The organism is Ruegeria sp. YTSA075 (assembly GCF_059610245.1).
Genome location: NZ_JBXWNG010000011.1, coordinates 51,493 through 78,210 on the forward strand (window position 1 = coordinate 51,493; position 26,718 = coordinate 78,210).

General features: G+C 57.3%; 24 protein-coding genes. 12 read left to right on the forward strand and 12 right to left on the reverse strand.

Annotated elements, in window-relative coordinates; translation table 11 throughout:
* The first annotated feature begins 142 nt into the window (after positions 1-142).
* Positions 143-2,398, forward strand: a complete 2,256-nt coding sequence (locus tag AC2FGE_RS17005; protein ID WP_496820505.1) for an NADP-dependent malic enzyme — start codon at positions 143-145, stop codon at positions 2,396-2,398.
* 3 nt (positions 2,399-2,401) lie between these two features.
* Entirely contained in the window at positions 2,402-3,274 is an 873-nt protein-coding gene (locus AC2FGE_RS17010) for a ribokinase (protein ID WP_496820436.1), read from the forward strand.
* On the opposite strand, the gene msrA is transcribed toward AC2FGE_RS17010, so the two are convergent.
* From msrA to AC2FGE_RS17025, 3 genes are all read right to left on the reverse strand, one after another.
* Complete coding sequence (gene msrA, locus AC2FGE_RS17015) at positions 3,271-3,942, reverse strand: peptide-methionine (S)-S-oxide reductase MsrA (protein WP_496820437.1); 672 nt, start codon at positions 3,940-3,942, stop codon at positions 3,271-3,273. The two genes, AC2FGE_RS17010 and msrA, sit on opposite strands and share 4 nt — an antisense overlap.
* A 95-nt stretch (positions 3,943-4,037) precedes the next feature.
* The gene (locus AC2FGE_RS17020; RefSeq protein ID WP_496820506.1) at positions 4,038-4,355 is read right to left on the reverse strand and encodes an SCP2 sterol-binding domain-containing protein; all 318 of its coding nucleotides are present in this window, start codon (positions 4,353-4,355) and stop codon (positions 4,038-4,040) included.
* A 100-nt stretch (positions 4,356-4,455) separates the two neighbouring features.
* Positions 4,456-5,682 (reverse strand): argininosuccinate synthase, encoded by a 1,227-nt coding sequence (locus AC2FGE_RS17025; RefSeq protein ID WP_496820438.1) that lies wholly within the window; start codon positions 5,680-5,682, stop codon positions 4,456-4,458.
* Positions 5,683-5,896: 214 nt separating this feature from the next.
* Here AC2FGE_RS17025 and ilvA point away from each other — a divergent pair, with 214 nt between their 5' ends.
* Positions 5,897-7,123 carry a threonine ammonia-lyase IlvA gene (gene ilvA, locus AC2FGE_RS17030; protein ID WP_496820440.1) on the forward strand — a complete coding sequence of 409 codons (1,227 nt, stop codon included), beginning with the start codon at positions 5,897-5,899 and terminating at the stop codon, positions 7,121-7,123.
* Here the strand turns inward: ilvA and AC2FGE_RS17035 are convergent.
* Positions 7,120-7,449: an Hpt domain-containing protein gene (locus tag AC2FGE_RS17035; protein ID WP_496820441.1), complete on the reverse strand. Its 330-nt coding sequence runs from the start codon at positions 7,447-7,449 to the stop codon at positions 7,120-7,122. The genes ilvA and AC2FGE_RS17035 overlap by 4 nt on opposite strands.
* A 155-nt stretch (positions 7,450-7,604) precedes the next feature.
* Here AC2FGE_RS17035 and AC2FGE_RS17040 point away from each other — a divergent pair, with 155 nt between their 5' ends.
* A complete protein-coding gene (locus tag AC2FGE_RS17040; RefSeq protein WP_496820442.1) occupies positions 7,605-8,876 on the forward strand; it encodes a PP2C family protein-serine/threonine phosphatase in 1,272 nt (423 codons plus the stop codon).
* On the opposite strand, the gene AC2FGE_RS17045 is transcribed toward AC2FGE_RS17040, so the two are convergent.
* Positions 8,873-9,316 carry an NUDIX hydrolase gene (locus AC2FGE_RS17045; RefSeq protein WP_496820443.1) on the reverse strand — a complete coding sequence of 148 codons (444 nt, stop codon included), beginning with the start codon at positions 9,314-9,316 and terminating at the stop codon, positions 8,873-8,875. The two genes, AC2FGE_RS17040 and AC2FGE_RS17045, sit on opposite strands and share 4 nt — an antisense overlap.
* A 76-nt stretch (positions 9,317-9,392) precedes the next feature.
* Here AC2FGE_RS17045 and hslO point away from each other — a divergent pair, with 76 nt between their 5' ends.
* The 8 genes from hslO to AC2FGE_RS17085 all read left to right on the forward strand — a co-directional run bounded on the left by hslO (position 9,393) and on the right by AC2FGE_RS17085 (position 18,626).
* Positions 9,393-10,379: an Hsp33 family molecular chaperone HslO gene (gene hslO, locus AC2FGE_RS17050; protein WP_496820444.1), complete on the forward strand. Its 987-nt coding sequence runs from the start codon at positions 9,393-9,395 to the stop codon at positions 10,377-10,379.
* Positions 10,354-10,968, forward strand: a complete 615-nt coding sequence (locus AC2FGE_RS17055) for a CoA pyrophosphatase (protein WP_496820445.1) — start codon at positions 10,354-10,356, stop codon at positions 10,966-10,968. Before hslO ends, AC2FGE_RS17055 begins: the two co-directional genes overlap by 26 nt.
* Complete coding sequence (locus AC2FGE_RS17060; RefSeq protein ID WP_496820446.1) at positions 10,965-12,119, forward strand: CCA tRNA nucleotidyltransferase; 1,155 nt, start codon at positions 10,965-10,967, stop codon at positions 12,117-12,119. Before AC2FGE_RS17055 ends, AC2FGE_RS17060 begins: the two co-directional genes overlap by 4 nt.
* A gap of 191 nt (positions 12,120-12,310) precedes the next feature.
* A complete protein-coding gene (locus AC2FGE_RS17065) occupies positions 12,311-14,149 on the forward strand; it encodes an ABC transporter ATP-binding protein (RefSeq protein WP_496820447.1) in 1,839 nt (612 codons plus the stop codon).
* Entirely contained in the window at positions 14,146-15,978 is a 1,833-nt protein-coding gene (locus tag AC2FGE_RS17070; RefSeq protein ID WP_496820448.1) for an ABC transporter ATP-binding protein, read from the forward strand. Before AC2FGE_RS17065 ends, AC2FGE_RS17070 begins: the two co-directional genes overlap by 4 nt.
* Positions 15,979-16,017: 39 nt before the next feature.
* The gene (locus AC2FGE_RS17075; RefSeq protein WP_496820449.1) at positions 16,018-17,247 is read left to right on the forward strand and encodes a class I SAM-dependent RNA methyltransferase; all 1,230 of its coding nucleotides are present in this window, start codon (positions 16,018-16,020) and stop codon (positions 17,245-17,247) included.
* 13 nt (positions 17,248-17,260) lie between these two features.
* On the forward strand, positions 17,261-18,046 hold the full coding sequence (locus AC2FGE_RS17080) for an ion transporter (protein ID WP_496820450.1): 786 nt from the start codon (positions 17,261-17,263) through the stop codon (positions 18,044-18,046).
* A 61-nt stretch (positions 18,047-18,107) separates the two neighbouring features.
* Positions 18,108-18,626, forward strand: a complete 519-nt coding sequence (locus AC2FGE_RS17085) for a L,D-transpeptidase family protein (protein ID WP_496820451.1) — start codon at positions 18,108-18,110, stop codon at positions 18,624-18,626.
* On the opposite strand, the gene AC2FGE_RS17090 is transcribed toward AC2FGE_RS17085, so the two are convergent.
* From AC2FGE_RS17090 to cysQ, 7 genes are all read right to left on the reverse strand, one after another.
* On the reverse strand, positions 18,610-20,055 hold the full coding sequence (locus tag AC2FGE_RS17090) for a sulfotransferase family 2 domain-containing protein (protein WP_496820452.1): 1,446 nt from the start codon (positions 20,053-20,055) through the stop codon (positions 18,610-18,612). The genes AC2FGE_RS17085 and AC2FGE_RS17090 overlap by 17 nt on opposite strands.
* Positions 20,056-20,061: 6 nt before the next feature.
* Positions 20,062-21,762: a DUF5927 domain-containing protein gene (locus AC2FGE_RS17095; protein ID WP_496820453.1), complete on the reverse strand. Its 1,701-nt coding sequence runs from the start codon at positions 21,760-21,762 to the stop codon at positions 20,062-20,064.
* Complete coding sequence (locus AC2FGE_RS17100; protein WP_496820455.1) at positions 21,759-22,745, reverse strand: glycosyltransferase family 2 protein; 987 nt, start codon at positions 22,743-22,745, stop codon at positions 21,759-21,761. Before AC2FGE_RS17100 ends, AC2FGE_RS17095 begins: the two co-directional genes overlap by 4 nt.
* Positions 22,746-22,922: 177 nt before the next feature.
* Entirely contained in the window at positions 22,923-23,969 is a 1,047-nt protein-coding gene (locus AC2FGE_RS17105; protein ID WP_496820456.1) for a glycosyltransferase family 2 protein, read from the reverse strand.
* A gap of 7 nt (positions 23,970-23,976) precedes the next feature.
* Complete coding sequence (gene galE / locus AC2FGE_RS17110; RefSeq protein WP_496820457.1) at positions 23,977-24,960, reverse strand: UDP-glucose 4-epimerase GalE; 984 nt, start codon at positions 24,958-24,960, stop codon at positions 23,977-23,979.
* 69 nt (positions 24,961-25,029) lie between these two features.
* Positions 25,030-25,830, reverse strand: a complete 801-nt coding sequence (locus tag AC2FGE_RS17115) for a 3-deoxy-manno-octulosonate cytidylyltransferase family protein (RefSeq protein ID WP_496820458.1) — start codon at positions 25,828-25,830, stop codon at positions 25,030-25,032.
* Positions 25,830-26,627, reverse strand: coding sequence for a 3'(2'),5'-bisphosphate nucleotidase CysQ (gene cysQ / locus AC2FGE_RS17120; protein WP_496820460.1), 798 nt, complete (start codon positions 26,625-26,627; stop codon positions 25,830-25,832). Before cysQ ends, AC2FGE_RS17115 begins: the two co-directional genes overlap by 1 nt.
* Positions 26,628-26,718: the final 91 nt, after the last annotated feature.

The following is a 26,718-nucleotide window of genomic DNA, read 5'->3' on the forward strand; positions in this document are numbered from 1 at the left end:
AGCGGCCCCCTTCTGGCGTGTTCCGGACGCGACCTTACAAACCCCGCATCTTCTATAAAAGCCGAAAACTCATTCCCGTTGAGGCGCGCGCCCGCCTGCGCTATGAGGCATGAGCCCCGAAGTCATGGAAACGACGTTCAAAATGCCCAAAGCGAAGATCACCAAAGAAGAGGCGCTGGCCTTTCACCTCGACCCGACCCCCGGCAAGTGGGAGGTGCAGGCCACCGTTCCCATGACAACGCAGCGCGATCTTTCGCTGGCGTATAGCCCCGGCGTCGCTGTTCCATGTGAAGCAATCGCTGAGGCGCCCGAGACAGCCTATGACTATACCAACAAGGGCAATCTGGTTGCTGTGATCTCGAACGGGACGGCGGTTCTGGGTCTTGGCAATCTTGGCGCGTTGGGGTCGAAACCGGTGATGGAGGGCAAGTCGGTCCTGTTCAAACGGTTCGCCGACGTGAACTCGATCGATATCGAGCTGGACACCGAAGACCCGGATGAGTTTTGCCGCGCGGTGCGCCTTATGGGGCCGACCTTTGGTGGCATCAATCTGGAAGACATCAAGGCGCCTGAGTGTTTCATCATCGAACAGCGCCTGAAGGAAGAGATGGATATTCCGGTCTTCCATGACGACCAGCACGGCACAGCGGTGATCTGTGCGGCGGGCCTGCTGAACGCGCTGCATATTTCGGGCAAGAAAATTGAGGACGTTAAGATTGTTCTTAACGGTGCGGGTGCTGCGGGGATCGCCTGTATCGAGCTGCTCAAATCGATGGGCGCACGGCATGAGAACTGTATCGTCTGTGACACCAAAGGTGTGATCTATCAGGGCCGGACCGAGGGGATGAACCAGTGGAAATCAGCCCACGCTATTACCACAGATCTGCGCACTTTGGAGGAAGCCATGAATGGTGCGGATGTGTTCCTTGGCGTGTCGGTCAAGGGGGCGGTGACACCGGACATGGTGGCCAGCATGGCCGACAATCCTGTGATTTTTGCCATGGCGAACCCGGATCCGGAAATCACACCGGAAGAAGCGCATGAGGTCCGCGTTGATGCCATCGTCGCTACTGGGCGCAGCGATTATCCCAATCAGGTCAACAACGTGTTGGGATTTCCCTACCTGTTCCGCGGTGCGCTGGACATTCATGCCCGTGCCATTAATGACGAGATGAAGATCGCCTGCGCCCACGCTCTGGCCCGTCTGGCGCGTGAGGATGTGCCGGATGAGGTTGCCATGGCCTATGGCAAATCACTGACCTTTGGCCGGGACTATATCATTCCGACGCCGTTTGACCCCCGTCTGATCCACCGTATTCCTCCAGCGGTTGCCAGGGCAGGTATGGATACCGGAGCGGCCCGCCGTCCGATCATTGACATGGACGCCTATGAACTAAGCCTGAAATCCCGCATGGATCCGACCGCCAGCATCCTGCGCGGCCTGAATGCCCGTGCCCGTCAGGCGCAAAGCCGGATGATCTTTGCCGAGGGCGACGATCCCCGCGTGCTGCGCGCGGCGGTGATGTATCAGCGCTCAGGCTTTGGCAAGGCGCTGGTGGTTGGCCGCCAAGACGATGTGAAGGAAAAACTGGAAGCGGCGGGACTGGGCGACGCCGTGCGCGAGCTTGAGGTCGTAAACGCAGCCAATACAGCTCATTTGGACGGCTACAAGGACTTCCTGTATCAGCGCCTTCAACGCAAAGGCTTTGATCACAAGGATATCCATCGTCTGGCCGCGCGGGACCGGCACGTGTTTTCATCGCTTATGCTGGCCCATGGACATGGTGACGGTTTGGTGACGGGCGCCACCCGAAAATCGGCACATGTGTTGGATCGGATCAATCACGTGTTTGACGCCGATGCGGTACATGGGGCCGCAGGTGTGACCGCCTTGTTGCACAAGGGGCGGATTGTTCTGATCGGTGATACGTTGGTTCATGAATGGCCAGACGAAAACGATTTGGCCAATATTGCCGAGCGTGCCGCAGCCGTGGCCCGCCATATGGGGCTAGAGCCTCGGGTGGCTTTTGTCAGTTTCTCGACATTTGGCTATCCGGTGTCAGAGCGGGCCGAGAAAATGCATGTAGCGCCCACAGTGCTTGATCAGCGCGGCGTGGATTTCGAATACGAAGGTGAAATGACCGTCGATGTCGCGTTGAATGTGGATCAGCAGCAAGCGTATCCGTTTCAGCGCCTCACTGGCCCGGCCAACATCCTGATTGTGCCTGCGCGCCATTCGGCCAGCATTTCAACCAAGTTGATGCAGGAAATGGGCGGGGCCACCGTGATCGGCCCGATCTTGTCCGGCATCGGCAAGCAAATTCAGATTTGTTCGACCGTTTCAACGGCCAATGATATCCTGAACATGGCCATTCTGGCCTCGTGTGAGATTGGGTAAGCCATGACAATCTGGAACCTAGGCTCGATCAATGCGGACATGGTCTATGCCTTGCCGCATCTGCCTGCGCCGGGGGAAACTCTGGCGGCCAATGGGCTCGAGAAGTTTCTGGGCGGTAAGGGTGCCAATATGTCGGTGGCCGCCGCGCGGGCGGGATCACGCGTCAGCCACATCGGAGCGGTTGGTGCGGATGGGCGCTGGGCACAGGAGCGGCTGACGGAATATGGCGTCGACACGCGGTTTATTGCTGAGGTCAGCAACCCCACGGGTCATGCCATCGTTGCGGTCGACGCGCAGGGTGAGAACCTGATCATTCTGTATCCCGGCGCCAATCACGCGCTTGAAGGTGGGCAGATCGGGCAGGCGCTTGCGTCTGCCAACACCGGCGATTTGCTTGTTTTTCAGAATGAAACCAACGCACAGGTCGAAGCCGCCCGCATGGCGCGCGAGCTTGGTTTGACCGTTTGCTATGCAGCAGCCCCGTTCGAGGCCGAGGCGGTACAGGCCGTGCTGCCCTATCTGGATTTCCTGATCCTGAATGAGGTTGAAGCTGAACAGCTGCAGCAGGAAACAGGCCTAAGTGCGGCTGAGCTGCCTGTGCGACATGTGATCGTGACGCTTGGGTCCAAAGGCGCGCGGTATTTGCAGCAAGGCTGCGATCCGGTCGACTTTGCTGCGCATAAGGTACAGGCCGTTGACACGACCGGGGCAGGCGACACGTTCACCGGCTATGTGCTGGCGGGGATGGATCGGGGTATGCCGATGGAGCAGGCTGTTTTGCAAGCCAACCGCGCCGCTGCCCTGATGGTCACACGGCACGGAACGGCGGATGTTATCCCAGACTTGCGGGAAGTGCGCGACGCGCAGTTCGATTAAGACCCGGCAAATGGCGCATCTGCACCCCAAAGCTGCTTGACCCGCGCGTCCCGACCGCAGGCTTTGCGATAGGCTTTGTAGGCGTTCTTTTGGCGCTTGGGTCCAAAGCGGGTGAACACAACCTTGTCGCCCTTGTAGTAATCCTGATGATACGCCTCTGCCGGATAGAACGTGGTTTTCTGCAGGATAGGCGTCACAACGGTTTGGCCGAGTGCGGATTGAGCGTCGGCCTTTGCCTGCTCGGCTACGGCTTTTTCGCCTGTGTTAGAGACAAAAATGGCCGTACGATAGCTATCACCCCGGTCACAGAACTGCCCGCCTGCGTCCGTCGGATCAACCGAGCGGAAGAACATGTCCAACAAGGTGTCGCGAGAGACTTTGCTGGGATCAAAGGTGATCTGAACCGCTTCATAATGGCCGGTTCCACCCTTGGTTACGTCCTTGTAGCTGGGGTTGGCGGTGGTGCCGCCGGTATATCCGGATACCGCACCGATTACGCCGGGTACGGTTTCAAAATCGGATTCGACACACCAGAAACACCCGCCGGCAACTGTTAGGGTCTCGGTCTCTGCGGCTGAACCTGGTGCGGCGCGCAGCATCGCAGCCAGCAGGATCAATAAAAACAGCACTGAAGGTTTTATGTAGTCGAGATAAGCAGTCCGGGTCATCGCAGGTCTCCTTCCGAGACCAAGCTGCCCGCAGATGCCCCGCCTTGCAATGCGCTGACATCGATTGTCACGCGCTGGTGAGACGATTTTATCGCCTATCCCAGCAACTGACCCAACTTCATCGCGACGCCCATATTGCCCGAGATCTTGAGCTTTCCCATGGCGACGCCAGTCATCGGGTTCAGCTTACCGGTCAGCAGTTTAGTTAGATTGTCCTGCGAAATCCGGATCGTGCAATCGGTTTCCTGATCCTGCGTGGTTGCTTGACTATCGGCCAGTACGATAACGCCCGCCTCGCCGCAATCGAACTTGAGCGATCCATCAAAGCTTTTGCCGTTCAGCCCTTTTTGAATTCCGTCGGCGATGTCTTGCAGCATTGAGCGTCCCTTTTTGGTTGACGTATGCGTAAAGATATCCAGGCGAAACTGGCAAGCCTGACCCTACGGGAAGTAGTGTACAAAAAAACCCGGCATCCAAAGGACTGCCGGGTTTTTAAATCGCTTTGGGGATTGCTTACTTCCTCAGCCGCTTGTCGCGCGCGGCCAGCAGTTTCAGGCGCAGCGCGTTTAGCTGGATGAAACCTGCCGCGTCTTTCTGGTCATATGCGCCGGCGTCTTCCTCAAAAGTTACATGCGCCTCGGAATAGAGCGAGTGATCTGACCAACGGCCCACCGTTGAGGCCAGACCTTTGTACAGCCTCACCCGCACGGTGCCGGTGACATGTTCCTGAGACTTGTCGATAGCCGCCTGCAACATTTCGCGTTCGGGTGAGTACCAGAAACCGTTATAGATCAGCTCTGCATATTGCGGCATCAGCTGGTCTTTCAGGTGCATCGCGCCACGGTCCATGGTGATGGACTCGATCCCGCGGTGTGCTTCCAGCAGGATGGTGCCGCCGGGGGTTTCATAGATGCCGCGCGATTTCATACCGACGAAACGGCCTTCGACCAGATCGAGACGTCCAATGCCGTGCTTGCCGCCATATTCATTCAGCTTGGTCAAGATGGTCGCCGGGCTCATCGCCTCGCCATTGATGCTGACCGCGTCGCCTTTTTCAAAGCCGATCTCGATGAATTCGGGCTGATCGGGCGCGTCTTCGGGGTGGACGGTGCGCTGATAGACATAGTCGGGTGCCATATCGGCGGGGTCTTCCAGCACTTTGCCCTCGGATGAGGTGTGCAGCAGGTTTGCGTCGACAGAGAACGGAGCTTCGCCGCGTTTGTCTTTTGCAATCGGAATCTGGTTCTGTTCGGCAAATTCCAACAGCCTGGTGCGGCTGGACAGGTCCCATTCACGCCAGGGCGCAATGACCTTGATGTCGGGGTTCAGCGCGTAAGCTGCCAGCTCGAACCGCACCTGATCGTTGCCCTTGCCGGTTGCGCCGTGAGCGACGGCGTCAGCACCAGTGGCCTCGGCAATCTCGACCAGACGTTTCGAAATCAGAGGCCGCGCGATCGAGGTGCCCAGCAAATACAGACCTTCGTATTGCGCATTGGCACGGAACATCGGGAAGACGAAGTCGCGGACAAATTCCTCGCGGATGTCCTCGATATAGATGTTTTCGGGCTTGATCCCCAGCAGCTCGGCCTTCTGGCGAGCGGGTTCCAGCTCCTCGCCCTGACCTAGATCGGCGGTGAAGGTCACAACCTCACAGCCATACTCGGTCTGCAGCCATTTCAGAATGATCGAGGTATCAAGGCCACCGGAATAGGCCAGAACAACTTTCTTGGGCGCGGACATCTGATTTCCCTTTATGCGTAGAACGACTGGCCCCTAGCGGGTTTTGAACGCGGGGGCAAGTTATGTGCGTTGACCGCGCGTCGGAATTGCAAAGACGCACCCAAAAACGGTGCCTGGACGGGGTAGGATACCTATTTTGAACATACGAGGTCGAACACGTCGTACACATATGTATTCCTTGCCCTTTTAGTCGGGATAGGCCACTGAAACGGGCATGACTGACTTTATGACCCGTGCCCGAACCGCCGAACAGGCGATGCGTACCGTGTTCCCGGCGACACCGTTGCAGCGAAACGCGCATTTGTCCGACCGGTATGGCGCAGACATTTGGCTTAAGCGCGAAGACCTCAGCCCGGTGCGATCCTACAAGATTCGCGGCGCGTTCAATGCGATGCGCAAACAGCAAGGGCAGGAGCTGTTCGTTTGCGCCAGCGCGGGCAATCACGCGCAGGGCGTGGCCTATATGTGCAAGCATCTGGGCGTGAAGGGCGTGATCTTCATGCCGGTGACGACGCCGCAGCAAAAAATCCAGAAAACCCGCATCTTCGGCGGTGACAACATCGAGATTCACCTGACCGGGGACTATTTCGATGACACTCTGGCCGCGGCACAGGCTTGGTGTGCCGCACAGGGCGGGCATTTCCTGTCGCCTTTCGACGATGAGGATGTGATCGAAGGTCAGGCGTCCTTGGCGGTCGAGATCGAAGAACAGTTGGGTCGGGTACCTGACCATGTGCTGCTGCCTGTGGGTGGCGGCGGCATGTCTGCGGGTGTGGCCACATGGTTTGGGGATCGCACCCACTGCCTGTTTGTCGAACCCAAGGGCGGCGCCTGTCTGCATGCGGCGATGGCGGCGGGGCATCCGGTGGCGTTGGATCAGGTGGACAATTTCGTCGATGGCGCAGCAGTTGGAAAGATTGGGACCAAACCATTCGAACTGTTGAAATCACGGCATTTGTCGGATGTGCTGGTCCTGTCTGAAGATCGCATATGTACCACCATGATCGAGATGCTGAATGTCGAGGGTATTGTGTTGGAGCCCGCCGGGGCCCTGGCCATCGAAGCGATTGCAGATGTGCAAAGCTTTATCCGCGGTAAAACCGTGGTGTGCGTGACATCGGGCGGGAACTTCGATTTTGAACGCCTGCCCGAGGTCAAGGAACGCGCGCAGCGCTATTCCGGGGTCAAGAAATACTTCATTTTGCGTCTGCCGCAGCGCCCCGGCGCGTTGAAAGAGTTCCTGAACATCCTCGGCCCCGAGGATGACATTGCCCGGTTTGAATATATGAAGAAATCCGCGCGCAACTTCGGGTCAGTCCTGATCGGGATCGAAACCCGCAAGCCAGAGAATTTTGCACGCCTGTTCGCGCATCTGGATGAGGCCGGGTTTACCTATACTGATATCACCGAAGATGAGACGCTGGCACAGTTCGTGATTTAGGTCAGATTACTGGGCAATTCGGCCTGAAACACAGATTTGGATGCGTCATAAGCGTCTAGGATTTCTGCCAAATCAACCTCTGCCGCTTGTCCGGCAGCGGCGCGTCGCTCGCCATCCTGACAGAGTTTCGAGAACTGATCGAACCCCAGGCTCATGGCGCTGCCTTTCAGGAAATGCAGGTTCTGTTCCAACTCGAGTCGTTCGGTATCGGTATGCAATCGTGCGATCACTTCCTGCACTTCGTCCAAAAAGATTGCGATGACCTCATCAATCTCATCTGCGCCGACCTCGTCGCGCAATTGTCTGACTCGGGGCCAGTGGATCATCGTCATCCTCCTGCATCGGAATAGGGATGACCTTTGCTAACGCAGATCAGGTAAATGTGCGGTTAAGGCCAAAGACCATGGGGCCTTCACGGGATGTTAAACCCCAACCCGATAGGTTTGCGGCGTCCCTGAAGAAGGAAGCCTGGGGTTAAAGGGTGTCAGCACTAAGTCTTGAACAAACCGGTTCTGAACTGGATTTCGGTGCGATCCGAAAGGTGCTGGTCGTGGATGATAGCCGCCTGCAACGGCGCATTCTGGTGGCCTCGCTCAAGAAATGGGGATTCGAGGTGCTTGAGGCCGATAATGGCGAAAAGGCTCTTGAGTTTTGTGCCGAATTTGCACCCGATCTTGTGCTCAGCGATTGGGTCATGCCAGGCATGAGCGGGCTGGAGTTTTGCCGCGCATTTCGGGCGCTCGATTCCGAACATTACAGCTATTTCATTCTTCTAACCTCAAAAAGCGAAAAGCAGGAAGTCGCGCGTGGGCTGGATGCTGGGGCGGATGATTTTCTGATCAAGCCGCTAGAGGCGGATGAACTGCGGGCCCGTATCTCTGCCGGCGCGCGCATACTGGACATGCAGAGAGAGCTTTCTGACAAGAACCGTCTGATCGAATCTGCGTTGGACGAACTTAAACTGGCCCATGATGCGATCGACAAAGACCTGAAACAAGCCCGAAAGATACAGGAGTCATTGGTCCCGGAACTGACGCGAGAGTTTGGAAAATCTCGGGTTAGCCTGTTGTTGAAGCCCTGCGGTCATATTGGCGGCGATCTGGTGGGCATGTTCTCGCCTGGCCAGAACCGGCTGGGGTTCTACAGCATCGATGTCTCGGGCCATGGGATCACGTCGGCGATGATGACCGCGCGGCTTGGCGGGTATCTGTCCAGCCAGCATTTCGATCAGAATGTGGCGCTGGAAAAGCGGATGAACAAGTTCTACGCGCTGTTGCCGCCGCAGCAAGTGGCCGAAACGCTCAATTCACGTTTGATGGTGGACACCGGGATCGAAGAGTATTTCACGATGGTCTATGCCATTGTCGATCTGCGCAGTGGGCATATGAAAATGGTACAGGCCGGACATCCGCACCCGCTGTTGCTGAGGCAGGATGGCAGTACCGAATATCTTGGCGATGGCGGCCTTCCTATCGGATTGATCCCAGACGCGAGTTTTCAGCAGGTTGAAACAACGCTGAACCCGGGTGACCGGCTATTATTGCATTCCGATGGTTTCACAGAATGTCACCTGGCAGGGGGCGGGCTGCTGGAGGAAGAGGGGCTGCGCGAAATGGCGTTGGATTGCGCCTCAGGCCAGGGCGGATCAGAGTTTCTGGATGATATGTTCTGGCGGCTGACTCAGCGCATGCCGCCTAATGAAGGCATGGGCGATGACGTTTCTGCAGTGTTCTTTGAGTATAACGGACTCTAGAGACTGTTCAGGTGCAGGGTTGCAAAGTGACGGTCGCCGTCGTTTCCCAACAGTTCAATCGCATCCGCGCTGTGCATCCAAAGTGCCTCGTGAAAAGCTTCGGTCGGCGGGCCCAATTGCAGGAAAGGGCGGGCGCGGTAAATCAGGCAGATCTTCTCGGCCCATAAATCGTATTCAGGCATATAGGTGAACCGGCGAAACGCACCGATGCGTTTCGGCGTGGCGATGCGCCATCCGGTTTCCTCATACACTTCGCGATGCAGCGCAGTGATGGGCGATTCGCCGGGATCAATGCCACCGCCCGGTAGTTGCAGATCGGGGCCCGGTTCGGTCTGGCAGGTCAAAAGCAGGTGTTTTTCACGCGGAAGTAACGCATACACACCAACCCTGCGCGTATAGGATCGCCCGGGTTCGGGGCTTTCACCAAACCGTCTGATCATGTATGGCCCCTTACAACCAAAACTCTGTGACCTATATGGTGCCGGTATGCCAACCTGTGGCGTGTAAGGAAACCCCATGTCTCTTGGAACAAAAATCGCGTGGGACGATACCGTCCTGCCCTTTCAACTTGATGTGTCGGACATGCGTGGCCGTGTGGCCCGCCTGGACGGGGTGCTGGATGGCATCCTGAAACAGCATGACTATCCCGAACAGGTCGAGGCGCTGGTGGCCGAGATGGCCTTGCTGACCGCATTGATCGGCCAGACCGTTTCGCTGCGCTGGAAGCTGTCGTTGCAGGTTCAATCCAAGGGCGCGGTGCGCATGATCGCGACCGATTACTATGCGCCCACTGTCGAAGGTGAACCGGCGCGTATCCGCGCCTATGCCAGCTTTGATCGGGATCGACTGACCGACAGCGCCCCCTTTGATCAGGTGGGCGACGGGTATTTTGCGATCATGCTCGATCAGGGCGAAGGTACGCAGCCTTATCAGGGTATTACTCCGTTGGACGGAGCGTCGATCAGCGCCTCGGCCGAGGCATATTTTGCCCAGTCCGAGCAGCTGCCGACCCGTTTTTCGCTCAGCTTCGGTAAATCGACCGAACCTGATGTGGGTGAGCATTGGCGCGCCGGTGGGATCATGTTGCAGCACATGCCCAAAGCGTCGCCCTTTGCAGCCTCGGGCGAGGGGACGGGTGAAATCCTCACCGCCAATGATCTGGTCGACGGCGAAGAAGGTGAAAACTGGGGTCGGGTCAACATCCTTCTGGACACGGTTGACGATCTGGAACTGATCGGCCCATCGATTGCGCCGACCGATCTGTTGATCCGCCTGTTTCATGAGGAAAACCCACGCGTTTATGACGCGCAGATGGTACAGTTTGGCTGCACCTGTTCGGAAGAACGCGTTCGTCAAAGCCTCTCGATCTACTCGGCTAGGGACATCGAAAAGATGACGACGCCCGAAGGCAAGGTTACTGCCGATTGTCAGTTCTGCGGGGCGCATTATGTGCTGGATCCTGCGACGGTTGGCTTTGATGCGGAAGACGCCAGCGGTGCATGATCCAACGGATCAGATCGCCGCGGCGTTGCGGCGTCCGGGCCATGGGTCCAGTGACTTTGATCTGAACCCCGAGACCGTGCTTCCCCCCGGGCGCAAATTGCGTCCGGCCGGGGTTCTGGTGCCGATCTTAGTTTCCGGGGATGTGCCACGTTTGATCCTGACAAAGCGGTCATCGGCTTTGAAGCACCATCCTGGCCAGATCGCCTTTCCCGGCGGTAAACAGGATGAAGGGGACGCAGATATCACCGCTGCGGCGCTGCGGGAAGCGCATGAGGAAATCGGCCTGCATCCAGAGTTACCCGAGGTGATCGGCTTTCTGCCCAGCCATGAAACCGTGACCTCATTCGACGTTACACCGGTTGTGGCCATCATCCACCAGGGTTTCGATCCGGTGCCCGAGCCCGGTGAAGTGGATGAGGTTTTCACAGTTCCGCTTGCACATCTGCTAAAGCCCGAGAATTATGTGATCGAGTCGCGCCGGTGGCGTGGCCAGCGGCGAAAGTATTTCGCTGTTCCTTACGGCCCTTATTATATCTGGGGCGCGACGGCTCGCATATTGCGCGGGCTTGCAGCACGGGTAAGTGAATGAAGAAAATCAGTGCGCCTTGGGTTTTGGACCCGGCGACTCAGGCGGTTTGTGCGGCCCTCACCAAAGGCGGGGCGCAGGCCTTGTTCGTGGGCGGATGCGTGCGCAACACCCTTTTGGGCGCGCCCGTCTCGGATATCGACATTGCTACGGATGCGCATCCCGAGCGGGTGATCGAATTGGCCCAAAAGGCTGGTCTTAAGGCGATTCCGACAGGGCTGGAACACGGCACGATCACCATCGTTTGCGATCACATCCCGCATGAAGTCACGACCTTTCGGCGGGATGTGGAAACCGATGGCCGCCGTGCGGTTGTGGCCTTTGCCGACACCGTCGAAGAAGATGCCGCGCGCCGCGATTTCACGATGAACGCGATCTACGCGCAACCCGAAGGCACGGTGCTGGACCCGCTATCCGGAATGCCCGACCTTGAGGCGCGGCGTGTGCGGTTTATCGGAACCGCTGAGAACCGCATACGCGAGGATTATCTGCGTTCGCTGCGCTATTTCCGGTTTCACGCTTGGTACGGCGACGCCGATGCCGGGTTTGATCCGGAAGCATTGGCTGCGATTGCGTCCAATCTGGATGGGCTGACGTCGCTGTCCCGCGAACGGGTTGGGGCTGAGTTGATAAAGTTGTTAGGGGCGCCAGACCCTGCGCCTTCGGTGGCGGCGATGCGCAGCGCGGGTGTTCTGTCGCATCTGTTGCCCGGCTCAGATGACCGTGCCTTGGCCCCGCTGATCGCCATAGAACAGGCCGCCGGAGCAGAGCCCGATCCGGTGCGCAGGCTGGCTGCAATCGCCACGCCCGAGGATGCTGCGACACTGCGCCTGAGTCGAGCGCAGCTGCAACGTCTGACCCGGATGCGGGAGGAGGCGCAAGCCTCGACCAGCGTTGCCGAGCTGGGCTATCGCTATGGGGACCAAGGGGGTTTGCATGAAACTTTGCTGCGCTGCGCCTTCTTTGAAAATCCCTGGTCCGAAAACCTGCGACACGCCCTGCATCAAGGTGCGGCGGCGCGTTTCCCGATCAGTGCCGCCGATCTGATCCCCGACTTCACTGGCCCCGCGTTGGGCAAGAAACTGGCCGAGCTTGAGGCGCGCTGGATCGCGTCTGACTTCACCCTGTCCCGCGAAGATTTGCTGGCCGGTTGAAACGAAGTCTCAAAAGGGGATGACAAACGATTTTGTTTGTGGTTACTTGCGGCAGACTCATGGATGGAGGAATGCGAATGTATTACGGGATCTGGTTCGACTAAAGCCAGGGCACTTTCCCCGTAAAGGGTGGTGTTCAGGCGCCATTCTTCTTCGCATGTCTGTATTTCTGCTCAATCGGAGCACTCTCCATGTTTCGCTATTTCGAAAACCTTGTTGACCCTTTTGTTGCCTATCGTGAGACCGATAAGCCGCCGACGCGGCTGTGGCCGTTCATGCTGGATTACTCACGCCCGTTTTTCCGGGTGTTCTTCTGGGCTGCGCTGATTTCCATCATCGTGGCCGCTGTCGAGATCGGGTTGATCTACTATATGGGTCGCGTCGTCGATCTGTTGGGTGGCACCCCGGCAGAGGTTTGGCAGAACCACGGGACCGAGCTGTTGTTAATGGCAGGTTTTATCCTGCTGCTGCGTCCGCTGCTGCATCTGGTCGATGTCCTGCTACTGAATAATACGATCCTGCCGAACTTTGGTACACTGATCCGCTGGCGGGCGCATAAACATGTGTTGCGCCAATCAGTTGGCTGGTTCGAGAATGACTTTGCAGGCAGGATCGCCAACCGGATTATGCAGACCCCTCCGGCTGCGGGTGAAGTGGTCTTTCAGGTCTTTGACGCGATCTCATTCTCGCTGGCCTATCTGATTGGTGCAGCGATCCTGCTATACGCAGCAGACCCTCGCCTTTTGATCCCTTTGCTGATCTGGTTTGCGCTTTATGCGCTTTTGGTGCGTTGGACAGTGCAGCGTGTTGGTCCGGCATCTCAGGCCGCATCCGATGCACGTTCCACCGTCACGGGTCGGGTTGTCGACAGCTATACCAATATCCACTCGGTCAAGATGTTTGCCCATGGTCGGCAAGAGTTGGACTATGCCCGTGAAGCGATTGAAGAAACGCGTCGGACCTTTCAGGTCGAGATGCGGATATTCACGATTATGGATGCGGTTCTGGTTACCTTGAACGGCTTTCTGATCGTTGGGATTGTTGGTTGGGCAATTGCGCTTTGGATGCAGGGTACCGCTTCGGTTGGCGTTGTTGCGGCTGCTACGGCGCTGACACTGCGTTTGAACGCAATGACCGGCTGGATCATGTGGGCGTTGACCAGCTTCTTCCGTCAGCTTGGCATCGTGGCCGAAGGGATGGAGACGATTGCTCAGCCAATCGATCTGCTGGATGCACCGGCTTCAAAGCCATTGCAGCTGAGTAAGGGCCAGATCGAAATCTGCGATCTGTCGCACCACTACGGTCGTGAAACGGGTGGTCTGGATCACATCAACCTGACCATTCAGCCGGGCGAAAAGATCGGCCTGATTGGGCGGTCTGGTGCCGGTAAATCGACCCTAGTTAAACTGCTTTTGCGGTTTTATGACGTCGAACGAGGAGCGATCCTGATCGATGATCAGAACATTGCCCAGGTCACGCAAGACAGCTTGCGCAGTCATATCGGCATGGTTCAGCAGGACAGCGCGCTGTTGCACCGGTCGGTGCGTGACAACATCCTCTATGGTCGCCCGGATGCGACTGAAGAACAGATGATTGCTGCCGCCAAACAGGCTGAGGCGCATGAATTCATCCTTGACCTGCAAGATCCGCGGGGGCGCACCGGTTATGACGCGCATGTGGGTGAACGGGGCGTGAAACTGTCCGGCGGTCAGCGGCAGCGGGTGACCCTTGCCAGGGTGATTTTGAAGGACGCGCCGATCTTGTTGTTGGATGAGGCGACATCTGCCCTAGATTCCGAGGTTGAAGCGTCCATTCAGGAAACCCTCTACGGCATGATGCAAGGTAAAACCGTGATCGCCATTGCCCACAGGCTCAGCACCATCGCGCAGATGGACCGTATTCTGGTTATGGATGCGGGCCGGATTGTCGAAGAAGGCGCGCATGCTGATCTTCTGGCGCAGGGTGGACTTTACGCCCAGTTCTGGGCGCGGCAATCTGGCGGCTTCATGAACCCGGAGGCCGCTGAATGAGGGTCGCTGACCTCATCAACCCGTTCAAAAACATCGAAACGCCTCCACCACAAACGTTGGGGGCGTTCATTCGCTGGGCGTTGTCCGGTGCTTGGCCCATGCTTTTTGTTGCGGCCTTCTTCTCGGCGGCAGCCGGTACGATGGAGGCGGGAACAGCCTGGATATTGGGCCGGGTTATCGATTTGTCCACGACCAGTGGGCCCGACGGGTTTCTGACCGGCAGTAATTTGTGGATGATCCTGGGTGGCATTGCATTCTTTATGGTGTTGCGGCCTGTATTTTTTGGGTTCTCGGCCTTCTCGAACAACTATGTCGTCATGCCGAATATCCCGCCGCTGGTTCTGGCCAAGCTGAACCGATGGACGCTGGGCCAGTCGGTCACGTATTTCGACGATGATTTTGCGGGACGGATCGCGCAGAAACAGGTTCAGACCGCGAACGCTCTGGCCTCAGTCGTCTCGGAAACGATCAGTGCAATTGTCTTTGCTTTGGCTTCTTTAGTGGGCTCATTGCTTTTGTTAGGGTCTATCCATCCTCTGGTGATGCTGCCCTTTGTTGCCTGGTTGGTGGTCTATTTCATGTTGGTGCGTTGGTATTTGCCGCGTATCCGCAAACGATCAGGTGCACGCGCCGGGGCGCGGGCCATGGTGTCGGGGCAGATTGTTGATACGATCACCAATGTCAAAACGGTCAAACTATTTGCCCATGCCCAGCACGAGGATCAGGCAGCGCGCAACTCGATGGTTGATCTGCGTGAACGTTCGTTGGAGTTCGGGCTTCTTTCGGCCAGCTTTCGCCTCATCCTGATGACTTTGGCCGGGGTGTTGCCCGTGATGCTGATTGGGGCGACGCTGTTGCTTTGGCAAAGTAGTGCCGCGACAACCGGCGATATTGTGGCGGCGGGAGCTGTTTCGGTTCGCATCTCGCAAATGACTGGTTGGGTCAGCTTCACGCTGATGGGGCTCTACGCCAATATTGGCGAGATCGAGAATGGGATGAAAACCCTGGCCAAGCGCGACCGGGTCGAGGATGTAGCGCAGGCCAAAGATCTGGTAGTGACCCATGGTGCGATCACTTTTGACGATGTCAGCTTTGCCTATGGTCGGGAAATCGGCGGCGTTTCCGATCTGGATTTGGCGATCAAACCGGGCGAAAAGCTTGGGATCGTAGGGGCATCCGGGGCGGGCAAATCCACCCTCGTTTCGCTGCTTCTCAGGCTCTACGATGGGGAAAATGGCGTTATTCGCATCGATGGTCAGGATATCTCGCAGGTGACGCAGGACAGTTTGCGCCGCCAGATCGGCATGGTCACGCAGGAAACGGCCATGTTTAATAGATCCGCACGTGAAAACATCTTGTATGGATGCCCAGATGCGTCCGAAGACGAGATGATCGAGGCCGCTGAAAAAGCCGAGGCGCATGAGTTCATCCTTAGTTTGCAAGATGCGCAGGGTCGCAAAGGCTATGACGCGCATCTGGGAGAGCGTGGGGTAAAGCTCAGCGGGGGTCAGCGACAGCGGATCGCGTTGGCCCGTGCCATTTTGAAAGACGCCCCGATCCTGGTGCTGGATGAGGCCACATCGGCCCTGGATTCTGAGGTCGAAGCCTCGATCCAAACTGCGCTGCATCGCGTCATGCAAGGAAAAACCGTTCTGGCCATTGCGCATCGCCTGTCTACGCTGAGCGAGATGGATCGGATCGTTGTGTTGGATCAGGGGCGCATTGTCGAAACCGGTACGCATGACACACTGCTGGACCAGGGCGGTCTGTATGCGCGGTTCTGGCATCGCCAGTCGGGTGGTTTCATTCAGGCAGAAGCCGCCGAATAAGGGTTTTGTTGCGGCCGAACCCCCGTTATCAGGCCCGGTATGACGGAAACCTACTCCATAACCCGGCTTGGCCATCAGGGCGACGGCATCGCCGATGGCCCGGTCTATGCGCCCCGCACCCTTCCGGGTGAGGTCGTTTCGGGTACATTACTGGATCAGTTTCTATCTGATATCCGCGTCGAAACCCCATCTGATCAGCGTGTGAAGGCACCCTGCCGCCACTACAAAGCCTGCGGGGGGTGCCAGCTGCAGCACGCATCTGACGCGTTCGTCGCTGGTTGGAAGGTGGATGTTGTCCGAACTGCATTGTCCGCACAGGGGCTGCAGGCGCAAATGCGCCCGATCCATACCTCGCCCGAGCACTCGCGCCGTCGTGCAACGATTGCGGTGCGGCGCACGAAGAAAGGTACTTTGGCAGGGTTTCACGGGCGTGCATCCGACGTGATCACCGAGATCCCCGATTGCCATCTGCTGGACCCTGCATTGATCGCTGGTATCCCTGTGGCCGAGGCGCTTGCGATGCTGGGCGGCAGCCGCAAGGGCGTTCTGGCCGTGACACTGACCTTGTCCGATGGCGGGCTGGACGTTGCGGTAACGGGTGGCAAATCGCTGGATGGGCCGTTGGAACTGGTCCTTGCGCAAGCGACCGAAAAGCACGGGCTTGCCCGGCTCAGCTGGGATGGCGAGGTTATCGCCATGCGGCAGCCCCCGGTTCAGCGGTTTGGGCAGGCCGCGGTAATACCGCCTCCGGGCGCATTCCTGCAGGCGACGAAGGATGGTGAACAGGCTCTAACACGGGCTGTTTTGGAAGCAACGCAAGGTGCCAAGCGCGTTGTTGATCTGTTCGCGGGCAGCGGGACGTTTTCATTACCACTGGCTCAGACGGCGGAAGTTCACGCAGTTGAGGGCGAAGCCGCGATGACCCAAGCACTGGATCAGGGCTGGCGCAGGGCGATGGGGTTGAAACGCGTCACAACCGAGGCGCGTGATCTGTTTCGCCGCCCATTGATGCCCGATGAACTTAAGACTTTTGATGCGGTCGTGCTGGACCCGCCGCGCGCGGGGGCCGAGGCGCAAGTGGCTGAACTGGCTCAGGCGCTGCGCCCGGTAATCGCTTATGTGTCCTGCAATCCGGTGACCTTCGCGCGCGATGCAAAAATGCTTGTTAACGCAGGCTACACCCTTGAATGGGTACAGGTTGTTGACCAATTTCGGTGGTCGTCACATACGGAACTGGCCGCGCGGTTTGTTTTGAACCCCGCATCCTGAGGAGACAGCGAACATGGGCTTTCAACAGCGATTGCAGCACATCATCGAAACACCCCTGTTCGGGCGTTTCATCACTGGTGTGATCATGTTCAACGCCGTGCTGCTGGGCATGGAGACCTCTCCGACTTTGATGGAAATCGCGGGCCCTCTGATCGTAACGCTGGACAAGCTTTGCCTTGCCATTTTCGTTGCTGAGATTGCGATGAAGCTGGTGGCGACAGGCCGCAATTTCTTCAAAAGCGGCTGGAATCTGTTTGATTTCGTGATCGTGGGGATCGCCTTGGTGCCCAGTGCTGGCAGCTTGTCGGTTCTGCGGGCACTGCGGATCCTGCGGGTGTTGCGCGTCATTTCGGTTGCACCGCGGCTGCGACGGGTGGTCGAAGGCTTTATCTCGGCGCTGCCGGGTATGGCCAGTGTGTTCCTGCTGATGGCGATCCTGTTCTATATCGGCTCGGTAATCTCGACCAAGCTGTTCTCGGAAAGCTTCCCGAACTGGTTCGGTGATCTGGGTTTGTCGGCCTATACATTGTTCCAGATCATGACGCTGGAAAGCTGGTCCATGGGCATCGTCCGCCCGGTGATGGAAGTGTATCCCTACGCCTGGCTGTTCTTTGTCCCGTTCATCATGGTGACCACCTTTGCGGTGGTGAACCTGCTGGTTGGTCTGATCGTGAATTCGATGCAGGATGCCCATCATGCCGAGGACGAAGTTAGAACAGACGCCTACCGTGATGAGGTGCTGGAACGGTTAGAAGCCATCGAACGCCGCTTAATCGAACACTCAAACATCAAAAAGTGATTTCAGTTTTTTGATTTTTTGGCATAATAGCCAAAAAAAACAGAGTAGCAGGCAGTGAAACATGGATCGTCGAGCATTTGGATTGGGTGCGATGGCAACGTTAAGCCTTTCGGCTTGTGCCTCAGCCAGCCCTAGAATTCTATCTTACAACGGGCCCGAAGTGACCTCTTTGGTTGTCAACAAGGGTGCGCGGAAGCTGTATCTTCTGCACAACGAACAGATACTTCGGGAATATGAAGTTGATCTGGGCTTTGCGCCGAGGGGCACCAAAACCCGGCGTGGTGATGGCCGGACACCCGAAGGGACATATCTGATCGACCGCCGCAACCCACGCAGCCGGTATCATCTGTCCTTGGGTATTTCCTATCCAAACTCGGCTGATATCGCCAAGGCCAAAGCTGCCGGGGTCGATCCGGGCGGGGATATCTTTATCCACGGTCAGCCGAACCTGCGGTCTGAATTCAAGCGTGCGAAAAAGACGCCGGATTGGACGGCAGGCTGTATCGCGGTCAAGAATGACGAGATGGAAGAGATCTACGCGATGGTCAATCGGGGTACTTTGATCACCCTGCGGGCCTGACCGGGCGCCATTTGTCAAACCCGAACTGATCAAAGTCGCGCTGGTAGGTTTCGACCGCCAGCGCCTGCAACCTGTCATCACAGATTTGATGCAGAGAAAACGGTGTTTCCCCTGCGCTGTCCTGCGGCGTTGGCGGATTGTCATGACCCATGTTTCGCGCCAGATCGGGTAGGGCGGTTGCCAGCTCATCCTCGCGCAGGATCAGGTCAGGCATGGCGAAGGTCGATATCCCCTCCAGTGCTTGTGCCTGGGTGCACCAGCTTGCATCCACGCGGATTGGGGTTTGGCCTGCAAGGTTGTGGCGCAGAAAGGTCAGGAAGGCGGAAAATGCCTCATAGTGCTGATCTTGGGAGTAATTCTTTTCGCGTACCTGCCCCGGGATTGGCAGCTTGAACCGATTGCGTAACAGGGTGCGGATGTCCTCAAAACACTCCGGCCCTTTGTTCAGGATATGAGTGCAGAACGCACTGTGGGCACGTGCCAGGGGATGGCGTAGCACCGTGAATTTGCGGTGACCGGGCGAAGATCGCATCCAATCGAGGATCGCATCGGGGGTCAGATTTGTGTGCAATGCACCGGCATCCACACCGTCCAGTGCGGCCACCCACTGCTGCACAACCGGATCGACACCACTACGCAGGGGCATGTAAATCAGCGGTGTTTTGGCCGCGATGATGTATCTATCCATCGCAGGATCGCGCTTGGGTTCAAAATTCGGGCTGCGCGTAATGGACAGCAGGTCCAGCCCGGATAGTGCTTTTTGCATTTCGTCCGGGTTGGTGACTTTCGATACAGCTGGTGCCGGGTTTTGTGGTTTCAGTCGGTCATCCAATTGGCCTAGCCTTGACGAAACCCCCAGCCAGGCGGCGAGGCCGTTCAGAATGCTCAGATCGGTCAGGTCTTTGTAATCAATGTAGAACGCGGTCTGACTGGTGCGTTGTATATGGGTGCGCAGACGGGACTGAAACCCATAGTGTTGATCCAGATAGTCAGAGAACTCGGGCCCGTCGAAGACAACTTGGGCCTCAAGCCGTCGTTTGATGTTCTTTAGCTGCCACTGCTTGGTTTCGAGCACGATCTTGAGCGACAGATAGCTGTCCAGCGGATTGCGGGTCAGGATGATTTTGGCACAACGTGGATCGTTCAGGGCCGGTTCCAGCACTCTGGGATCATGGTCCTGAAAATAACGGAAGCCGTTCAACGCATTGGGGTCAGAGCGCATCGCCTCAATCAACTGTGCGGGATCCTTATCCCTTTGTTCCAGAGTTATGCCCAGCACATCCTGCGCTTTGACGCGACCGATGAAATGCGGATTGAAGGCTTCGCCATGGCAGGTGATGCTATCCAGCACGTTCAGATTGGCCTCGAGCAGGTTCGAACCCGTGCGCATGGCGGCCAGTATAACGAAGTAGTCAAACGGTCGGGTCATCGGCCATCACTGAACCAGATAGGGCTTTCGGAACGGTTTGGTCTGGGTTCCAAACACGTCATCCGCAGGGAAATCACCCATCAGTTTCGGGTGCATTCCCTGGTTTTTCAGGTTCTGCAGAAACTGACCAAAGCCGGACAGATCGACCATTGTGGGCGCTTCGGTCAGGTGGCTGGGCATCTGGGTGCCGATTTCATCAATGATGGTTTGTAGCGGTTCCATTGGCGCTTCGACAAAGTCCGACAAGGTCCAGCTGCGCACATTGGCCTTGGTCCAGACCGAGGTCAGAACCTCAATCTGCTTGGTTTCAATCTGTTGCAGGCGTGCGGCCTCGGACCTGATATCGGCGAAGTTCAGGTTTGATCGGAACAGCGGAATCGCCCAGGCACCGGTAATGACCGAGATTTGCGCATTTCGATCCCGTGCCATGAACCAGTTGATGTCTTGGGTGTCGTTCGGCCCGAATTGAAAGCATTGGCGCTCACCGCGTGTATTCCAGACCAGATTCGACAGAAACGCTGTGGGATTGTAATCGCGCAATGTCGCGTCGTCGCTCAACGCACCATTGGTGATGGTCTGGCCCTTGGAAAATTCGGCACGATCAGGGCCAAACAGATGACCATGCACCCGGGCACCCGTCGCGGCCTCTAGCCAGATCTCGAAATCCTCGAATAAATCGGTGAAACCCTGAAACATCGAGTAAGCCGATGAGGTCAGGCCGTTCTCGCTGCCATGTTTGGGAAAGCGGCTTTGCATGTACAGCCCATCGCGACCATGGGTTCGACGCTCGACCGCTTTGGCAAAGACCCGGTCGATCTTGCCGGGGTTGGGCTCTGCCGGTCGCATTGCGCCGGACTGATCTGTGAGAAAGGTTTGATACAAACGATCTGCGCGCCACCAGATCTTGCGTGCCACAAAGCAATCAGAGCGGCGGAGCAATTGCAGGTGGTCGTCATAGAAGATGTGCGGACGCCCCTGATAGTCGAATTTCGACAACGTCAGCGAGCGACTTTCGATATGGGTCGAATAGAGCCGTGCCAAGGTCTGAAAATAGCTTTCATCCGGTATCCAGACATGCCTGAAATAACGATCATAGGTTTTACGTTTCGGGTCCTGAAGAATCGCAGAGAGTGTCTGGCGGGTCAGGCACCACCACTGGCTGCCCATATGGGGCATCAGGCCATCGGGAATTTGGCGGCGCAGCCCCAGGGCGCGCTGCAGCCTGACATAGGTATCGAATAGTTTCCGATGTTTGCGCCAGGAAAACGGAAAACGCAGCGTGAAACGTTCATGATCCAACCCGCCAATGGTCCAGCTGACATCAGCGGTGGTTGCACTTTCAATGAAGTCCACACGGGGGCGATCGGACAGGTAGCTTACAAGCTCCTGCACCGGGCGCAGGGGTAGGCAGGACCCGGAGGACAGAAACACATGCCGCACATCCGGAAACTGTTCCAACATCTGTTCAGAGGCCGCTTGCGTTCCTGCGACGATGCCCCAGCCGCCCCAGTCGCATTTGTGACGTTTGGAAAACGCGATCAGGGGGTCGTCGGCGCAAGAGGCAGCGAATTCCGAATATACGTGGTCCGGGACCTTCAGGTCCACATGGATCACAACGGGACAGCCTGCATCGGTCCAATGCCGCGCCACCTGTTCGGCGCGATCCAGGGCTGTGTGAACCAGCATAACGACGCCCAGAGAGCTCATGCCCAGTTTCCTTTTGACATGAGGCCCAGAATTTCAAGCTGTCGCCAATTGATATAGGTTTCCGAAAAATCGCACCAGAACACCGGCTTTTCATCCAGTTGTTCGGCATAGGCCTTGTATTCGCCTGATCCGCGATAATGCTGCCCGCGCTGCAATTCTTCGCGGGCCTTATCGCCTAGCCTATTGATAAGCTTGGCATGCAGCAGCGCGCCGCTGGTCTTTTCACCGCCCCATTCATCGTAGACTTGGTTCAGGCCTCGTGGCAGCAAGGAATGGGTCGAGCTGACATAGACATAGCGCCGGTCCCATTTCACCAGGGGGATTTTGTTCAATGCCGGCGCCTTTGAGGGATTGTCGCCAAAGAACACACGCGCCCGCGCGCCGCCTTGAATCCAGAGGTTATTGTATTCGGGGTTCTTGGTGATCATGTAGTTGCCCGCATCGAACCAGCGCGCAATCTCGAACGGGTCCTGCCCTTCGTGATAGGGTTCATCCTCGACGGGGCCTTGGGGGTACATATCAATCAGCATGGTGCCGAAACTGCGCACAGCACTGCCATCCAGCCAATCGGTCAGGGCCCGGATCGGGCGGGTATCGCAGAACGGGTAGATAAAGAATTCATCCGGGTCGACGGTCAGAACCCAGTGTTTATGGGCATATTTGCGCAGCAGGTAGTTCGACCAATCCAGCCCAAACCCTGCGCGCTTATAGCTGGTTCTTGTACGCCAGACCGAGACATCCGGCTGTGCCCGAAGGAATTCGAAGCTGCCGTCATCGCTGTCATTGTCGACAAACAGAAAGTGATCGATGCCCAGCTTGCGGTAGTATTCCAGAAAATACGGCAGGCGGATTTTTTCGTTGCGCACAACGCTCATCAACAGGATATCGTTGCGCCGAATAGCGGCGGTGTTGTTGCTGGCGGGTTCAAGCTCGCGTCGACGGCGCAGACAGCGCAAAATACGGCGCTTGCGCCGCAATCTCATCCGATACGAATCCAACAGGCTCACGCGTTTAGCCTACCCTTATTGTGACGCGAGCATTCACCGCCCCTTTTCAAAAAAGGGCCGGGATTATGCTAAGTTATGTCATCTTTGCATATTGCAGGGCAATGGATTTAGAACCGGTTAGCAGAAAACATGACATATATGTGTATGTATTCGTCATGGCTGCCATCCTCCGGCATTCATTAACCCCAATGTTTCGAGCTGTTCCCACCCTTCAAATGGCGCCGATTGCTTTGTCCAAAGGGTTGGGCCATCAATGATCCCATCATAGTACGACCCGAACTGATCGGGGTCGTGAAAGTGCTGGCGGCGCTGTTTTTCGATCTGAGATTTCTCGATGATTTCAGGCAGGAACTTGGTGTGCAGCAAAACGCCAGAAGGTGCCTCCCCGCCGGGCCCGTCATAGGCCGCGTTCAGTTGCCGCGGCAGGGCTGAGTGGCAAGAATTCACATAGGCATAACGTCGGCACCAGCGCACCAGAGGAATCTTGTTGAGTGTTGGTGACCGTTGGCGCGTTTTTGCAAAAAACATGCGCTCACGCGCCCCGCCCTGAACCCAAAGATTACCCATAGGGCTTTGGTGCTGGGCGCGATAGGGGGCTGCGTCGAACCAGTTCAACACGGTTGTTGGGTCGGTTGTTGGGTCATAGCTCTGATCCCCCAGTGCACCTTTTGGATAAAGGTCCAGCATCAGTGCTCCAAAGGCCCGGTGCTGGTTCTGGTCAAGCCATGCGGTCAGATCATGCAGGGTCTGTGTCTCGTGATGGGCGTAGATCAACAGCTCATCCGCATCGACCATCAGGCACCAATGCCCATGGCCGTATCGCATTTGCAGCAAGGTCAGCCAGTCCAGCCCATAGCGAGACGCGCGATAGCTCGCATGGGTTTGCCAGAGCGAGACATCATGCTGATCCAGCAGCAATTCGGTCGAGCGATCGTCGCTGCCATTGTCGACGATCAGAAAGTGATCAACGCCCAACTGCCGATAATGGTGCAGAAACCACGGGATCCGGGTGATTTCATTGCGCAGCGTGGTAACCGCCAGGATGTTGCCGGGTTTGATTTTAGAGGTCTGATTGTTCAGACTGGTCAGTTGATGGCGGCTGCGCCAGGATCGCAGCAACAGGCGGCGACGTTTCCAGCGCAGGCGGTACGCGTCAGCCCATCCAATCCGGGGCAGGGTCTGCGGCGAAGCGCCGCTCAATCCCGCCTCATTGGTCGTAATGTCCGTTCTGATGCCAACGCCAGGCATCGGCAATCATCGTCTCTAACGTTGATCTTTTGGGCTTCCAGCCCAGTTCGGCTTCGGCGCGGACTGAGCCTGAAACCAACTTGGTGCAATCGCCCTCGCGGCGGGCTCCGACCGTGTAAGGCACGGCTCGGTTGGTCACTGCTTTGGAATGCTCGATCACCTCAAGAACCGAAAAGCCCGATCCGGTGCCCAGGTTGAAGACCTGACTGCCCTTGTCCTGTTCCAGCCAGTTCAACCCTAGCACATGGGCGTCGACCAGATCGCAGACGTGGACATAATCGCGGATGCAGGTGCCGTCCGGCGTATCGTAATCCGTGCCGAACACGGTCAGACCGTCCCGTTTGCCGTCGATTGCATCTAGCATCAAAGGTACAAGATGCGTCTCAGGGCGGTGGAACTCGCCCACCTCACCTTCCGGGTCTGCGCCTGCCACATTAAAATAGCGGAAGATCACATGGCGCAGGCCATGGGCGGCCTCGAAATCGCGTAAGATATCTTCGATAGCGCGTTTTGAAGCGCCATAAGCGTTCAGCGGGTGCTGTGATGTGGTCTCATCCAGAACCACATTGTCATGCTCGCCATAGGTGGCACAGGTCGATGAGAACACAAAATCCAGACATCCCGCCGCGACCGCAGCCTCGATCAAGTTCAGGGAGCCGGTCACGTTGTTGGACCAGTATTTGCCCGGTTCCGCCATCGCCTCGCCCACCTGGCTAAGCGCGGCGAAATGCATCACGGCGCCTGGCTGGTATTTGGCGAACACCTCATCCAAACGGGTGCGATCCAGCAGGTCGCCTTGTTCGAACGGCCCGAACTTGACTGCATCCTGCCAGCCTGTGATCAGGTTGTCATAGGTCACGGGAACATACCCCGCCTGCGACAACGCCTTGCAAGCATGGGATCCGATATAGCCAGCGCCACCGGTGACAAGAACAGTTTTCATGTGCGATCCATGGTGTCAGGGTTGGGCGTTCCTACGCCATCTTGAGTTTGGGGTCAGGGGGAAAAGAGGTCACTCCAGCCCCATAGCGGCCATCATCTCTTCGATTTTGGGCACGTCCTCGGGGTTGTTCAGCTCCCAGAATTGGCGACCTTTGGCTTCAACCTCGACACACAGCACTTTGCGCCCATTTTCCATGAAGCGCAGCTGTTCCAGACCTTCCAACTGTTCCAGCGGGCCCGTTGGCCAGCCAGGATAGGCGGCCAGGGCGTCCGGCCGATAGGCATAGACACCCACGTGGTGATAAACCGGAGTTGGCGCATCGCCAGAAAATGTGTCCGAGGTGAAAGGAACGACTTCTTTCGAGAAATACATCGCGCTGTGGTCTTGGGCGAACACCGCCGTGGTGCCGCCAACGCGCCCCTGTTTGCGGTCGTTCAACAGGCTGTTCAGGGCACCGCCGTCACAGCGCAGAACCGGGGTCGCCACGCCGGCATCAGGTGCTGCGCGCAGGCCGGTGATCAGGTCTTCGACAAACCACTGCGGGGTCAGGGGCGCATCACCTTGCAGGTTGACGATGATGTCGTACCCGCCGCCCAGGACCGCATGTGCCTCGGCACAGCGTTCGGTGCCGTTCTGGCAGGTTTCCGACGTCATGACGACCTCGGCCCCGAACCCTTCGGCGGCGGTGCGGATGCGCTCATCGTCGGTGGCCACGACCACCTTGTCCACGCCCGAAACCGAACAGGCGGCGCGCCAGGATCGTTCGATCAGCGTCATCGCCTGACCGGTTGCACCGGTCAGCGGCACCAAAGGTTTGCCGGGATATCGGGTCGAGGCATAGCGGGCCGGGATGGCGATCAGAACAGACATCAGGCGTCTTTCAGCTCTACACCCGGAGCGTAGGCGATGAAGAACGGGTTCGCATAACCGTCCTTGCCATAGGTCAGCGGGGTATGATCGTCGAACCGGACCACCTGACCGCCCGCGCCTGACAGAACTGCATGGCCGGCTGCGGTGTCCCATTCCATGGTGCGACCAACGCGCGGGTAGATATCCGCCTCACCCGTGGCCACCAGGCAGAATTTCAGCGACGATCCCGCGCTTTTGCTGTCCTGCACCTGGTATTTGTTGATGTAGTCATCCGTCGCCTGATCCCGGTGGGATTTTGATGCCACCACCAAAAGCGCGGAATTGTCTGGGTCTGAGACCGAGATCGGCGTGACCTCACCGGGTTGAGCTTTGTCCAATTTGCCGGTTTCTTCCACCGCCTGCCCATCAGCCTGCGTATAGAACATCCGACTGCGCGCCGGAGCATAGACAACGCCGCGTGTGGGAACGCCGTTTTCAACCAACGCAATATTGACGGTGAAATCACCACGGCGGTTGATGAATTCCTTGGTACCATCCAACGGATCAACGATCAGGAAGGTATCCCCTTTGGTCAAATGCGACGCTGCCTGTTCTTCGGTAACCAGCAAGATATCCGGGAAGGCTGCGCGCAGCCCTTTGGAAATCAAGGCGTCGGCGGCTTCGTCCGCCTCGGTCACGGGGCTTTCATCTGATTTGACCTTCACGTCGAAATCATCCGCCTGGTAGATCTCCATGATCTTGTCGCCAGCTTCCAGGGCCAGACGTCGGATGACGGGGATAAGCGCATCGTAGGTCACAAAAATGCTCCGTTTACATGGTTTGTTGATCCAAATCTCTGACGGACTTATGATGCGCCGGTTACCGAACGGCAAGGTATTCGTGCCAGTT

Coding starts and splice junctions, on each gene's coding strand:
- AC2FGE_RS17005 (WP_496820505.1), top strand. CDS start 143: ATGCCCAAAGCGAAGATCACCAAAGAAGAGGCGCTGGCCTTTCACCTC.
- AC2FGE_RS17010 (WP_496820436.1), top strand. CDS start 2,402: ATGACAATCTGGAACCTAGGCTCGATCAATGCGGACATGGTCTATGCC.
- msrA (WP_496820437.1), bottom strand. CDS start 3,942: ATGACCCGGACTGCTTATCTCGACTACATAAAACCTTCAGTGCTGTTT.
- AC2FGE_RS17025 (WP_496820438.1), bottom strand. CDS start 5,682: ATGTCCGCGCCCAAGAAAGTTGTTCTGGCCTATTCCGGTGGCCTTGAT.
- ilvA (WP_496820440.1), top strand. CDS start 5,897: ATGACTGACTTTATGACCCGTGCCCGAACCGCCGAACAGGCGATGCGT.
- AC2FGE_RS17035 (WP_496820441.1), bottom strand. CDS start 7,449: ATGATCCACTGGCCCCGAGTCAGACAATTGCGCGACGAGGTCGGCGCA.
- AC2FGE_RS17045 (WP_496820443.1), bottom strand. CDS start 9,316: ATGATCAGACGGTTTGGTGAAAGCCCCGAACCCGGGCGATCCTATACG.
- hslO (WP_496820444.1), top strand. CDS start 9,393: ATGTCTCTTGGAACAAAAATCGCGTGGGACGATACCGTCCTGCCCTTT.
- AC2FGE_RS17055 (WP_496820445.1), top strand. CDS start 10,354: ATGCGGAAGACGCCAGCGGTGCATGATCCAACGGATCAGATCGCCGCG.
- AC2FGE_RS17060 (WP_496820446.1), top strand. CDS start 10,965: ATGAAGAAAATCAGTGCGCCTTGGGTTTTGGACCCGGCGACTCAGGCG.
- AC2FGE_RS17065 (WP_496820447.1), top strand. CDS start 12,311: ATGTTTCGCTATTTCGAAAACCTTGTTGACCCTTTTGTTGCCTATCGT.
- AC2FGE_RS17070 (WP_496820448.1), top strand. CDS start 14,146: ATGAGGGTCGCTGACCTCATCAACCCGTTCAAAAACATCGAAACGCCT.
- AC2FGE_RS17075 (WP_496820449.1), top strand. CDS start 16,018: ATGACGGAAACCTACTCCATAACCCGGCTTGGCCATCAGGGCGACGGC.
- AC2FGE_RS17080 (WP_496820450.1), top strand. CDS start 17,261: ATGGGCTTTCAACAGCGATTGCAGCACATCATCGAAACACCCCTGTTC.
- AC2FGE_RS17085 (WP_496820451.1), top strand. CDS start 18,108: ATGGATCGTCGAGCATTTGGATTGGGTGCGATGGCAACGTTAAGCCTT.
- AC2FGE_RS17090 (WP_496820452.1), bottom strand. CDS start 20,055: ATGACCCGACCGTTTGACTACTTCGTTATACTGGCCGCCATGCGCACG.
- AC2FGE_RS17095 (WP_496820453.1), bottom strand. CDS start 21,762: ATGAGCTCTCTGGGCGTCGTTATGCTGGTTCACACAGCCCTGGATCGC.
- AC2FGE_RS17100 (WP_496820455.1), bottom strand. CDS start 22,745: ATGAGATTGCGGCGCAAGCGCCGTATTTTGCGCTGTCTGCGCCGTCGA.
- galE (WP_496820457.1), bottom strand. CDS start 24,960: ATGAAAACTGTTCTTGTCACCGGTGGCGCTGGCTATATCGGATCCCAT.
- AC2FGE_RS17115 (WP_496820458.1), bottom strand. CDS start 25,830: ATGTCTGTTCTGATCGCCATCCCGGCCCGCTATGCCTCGACCCGATAT.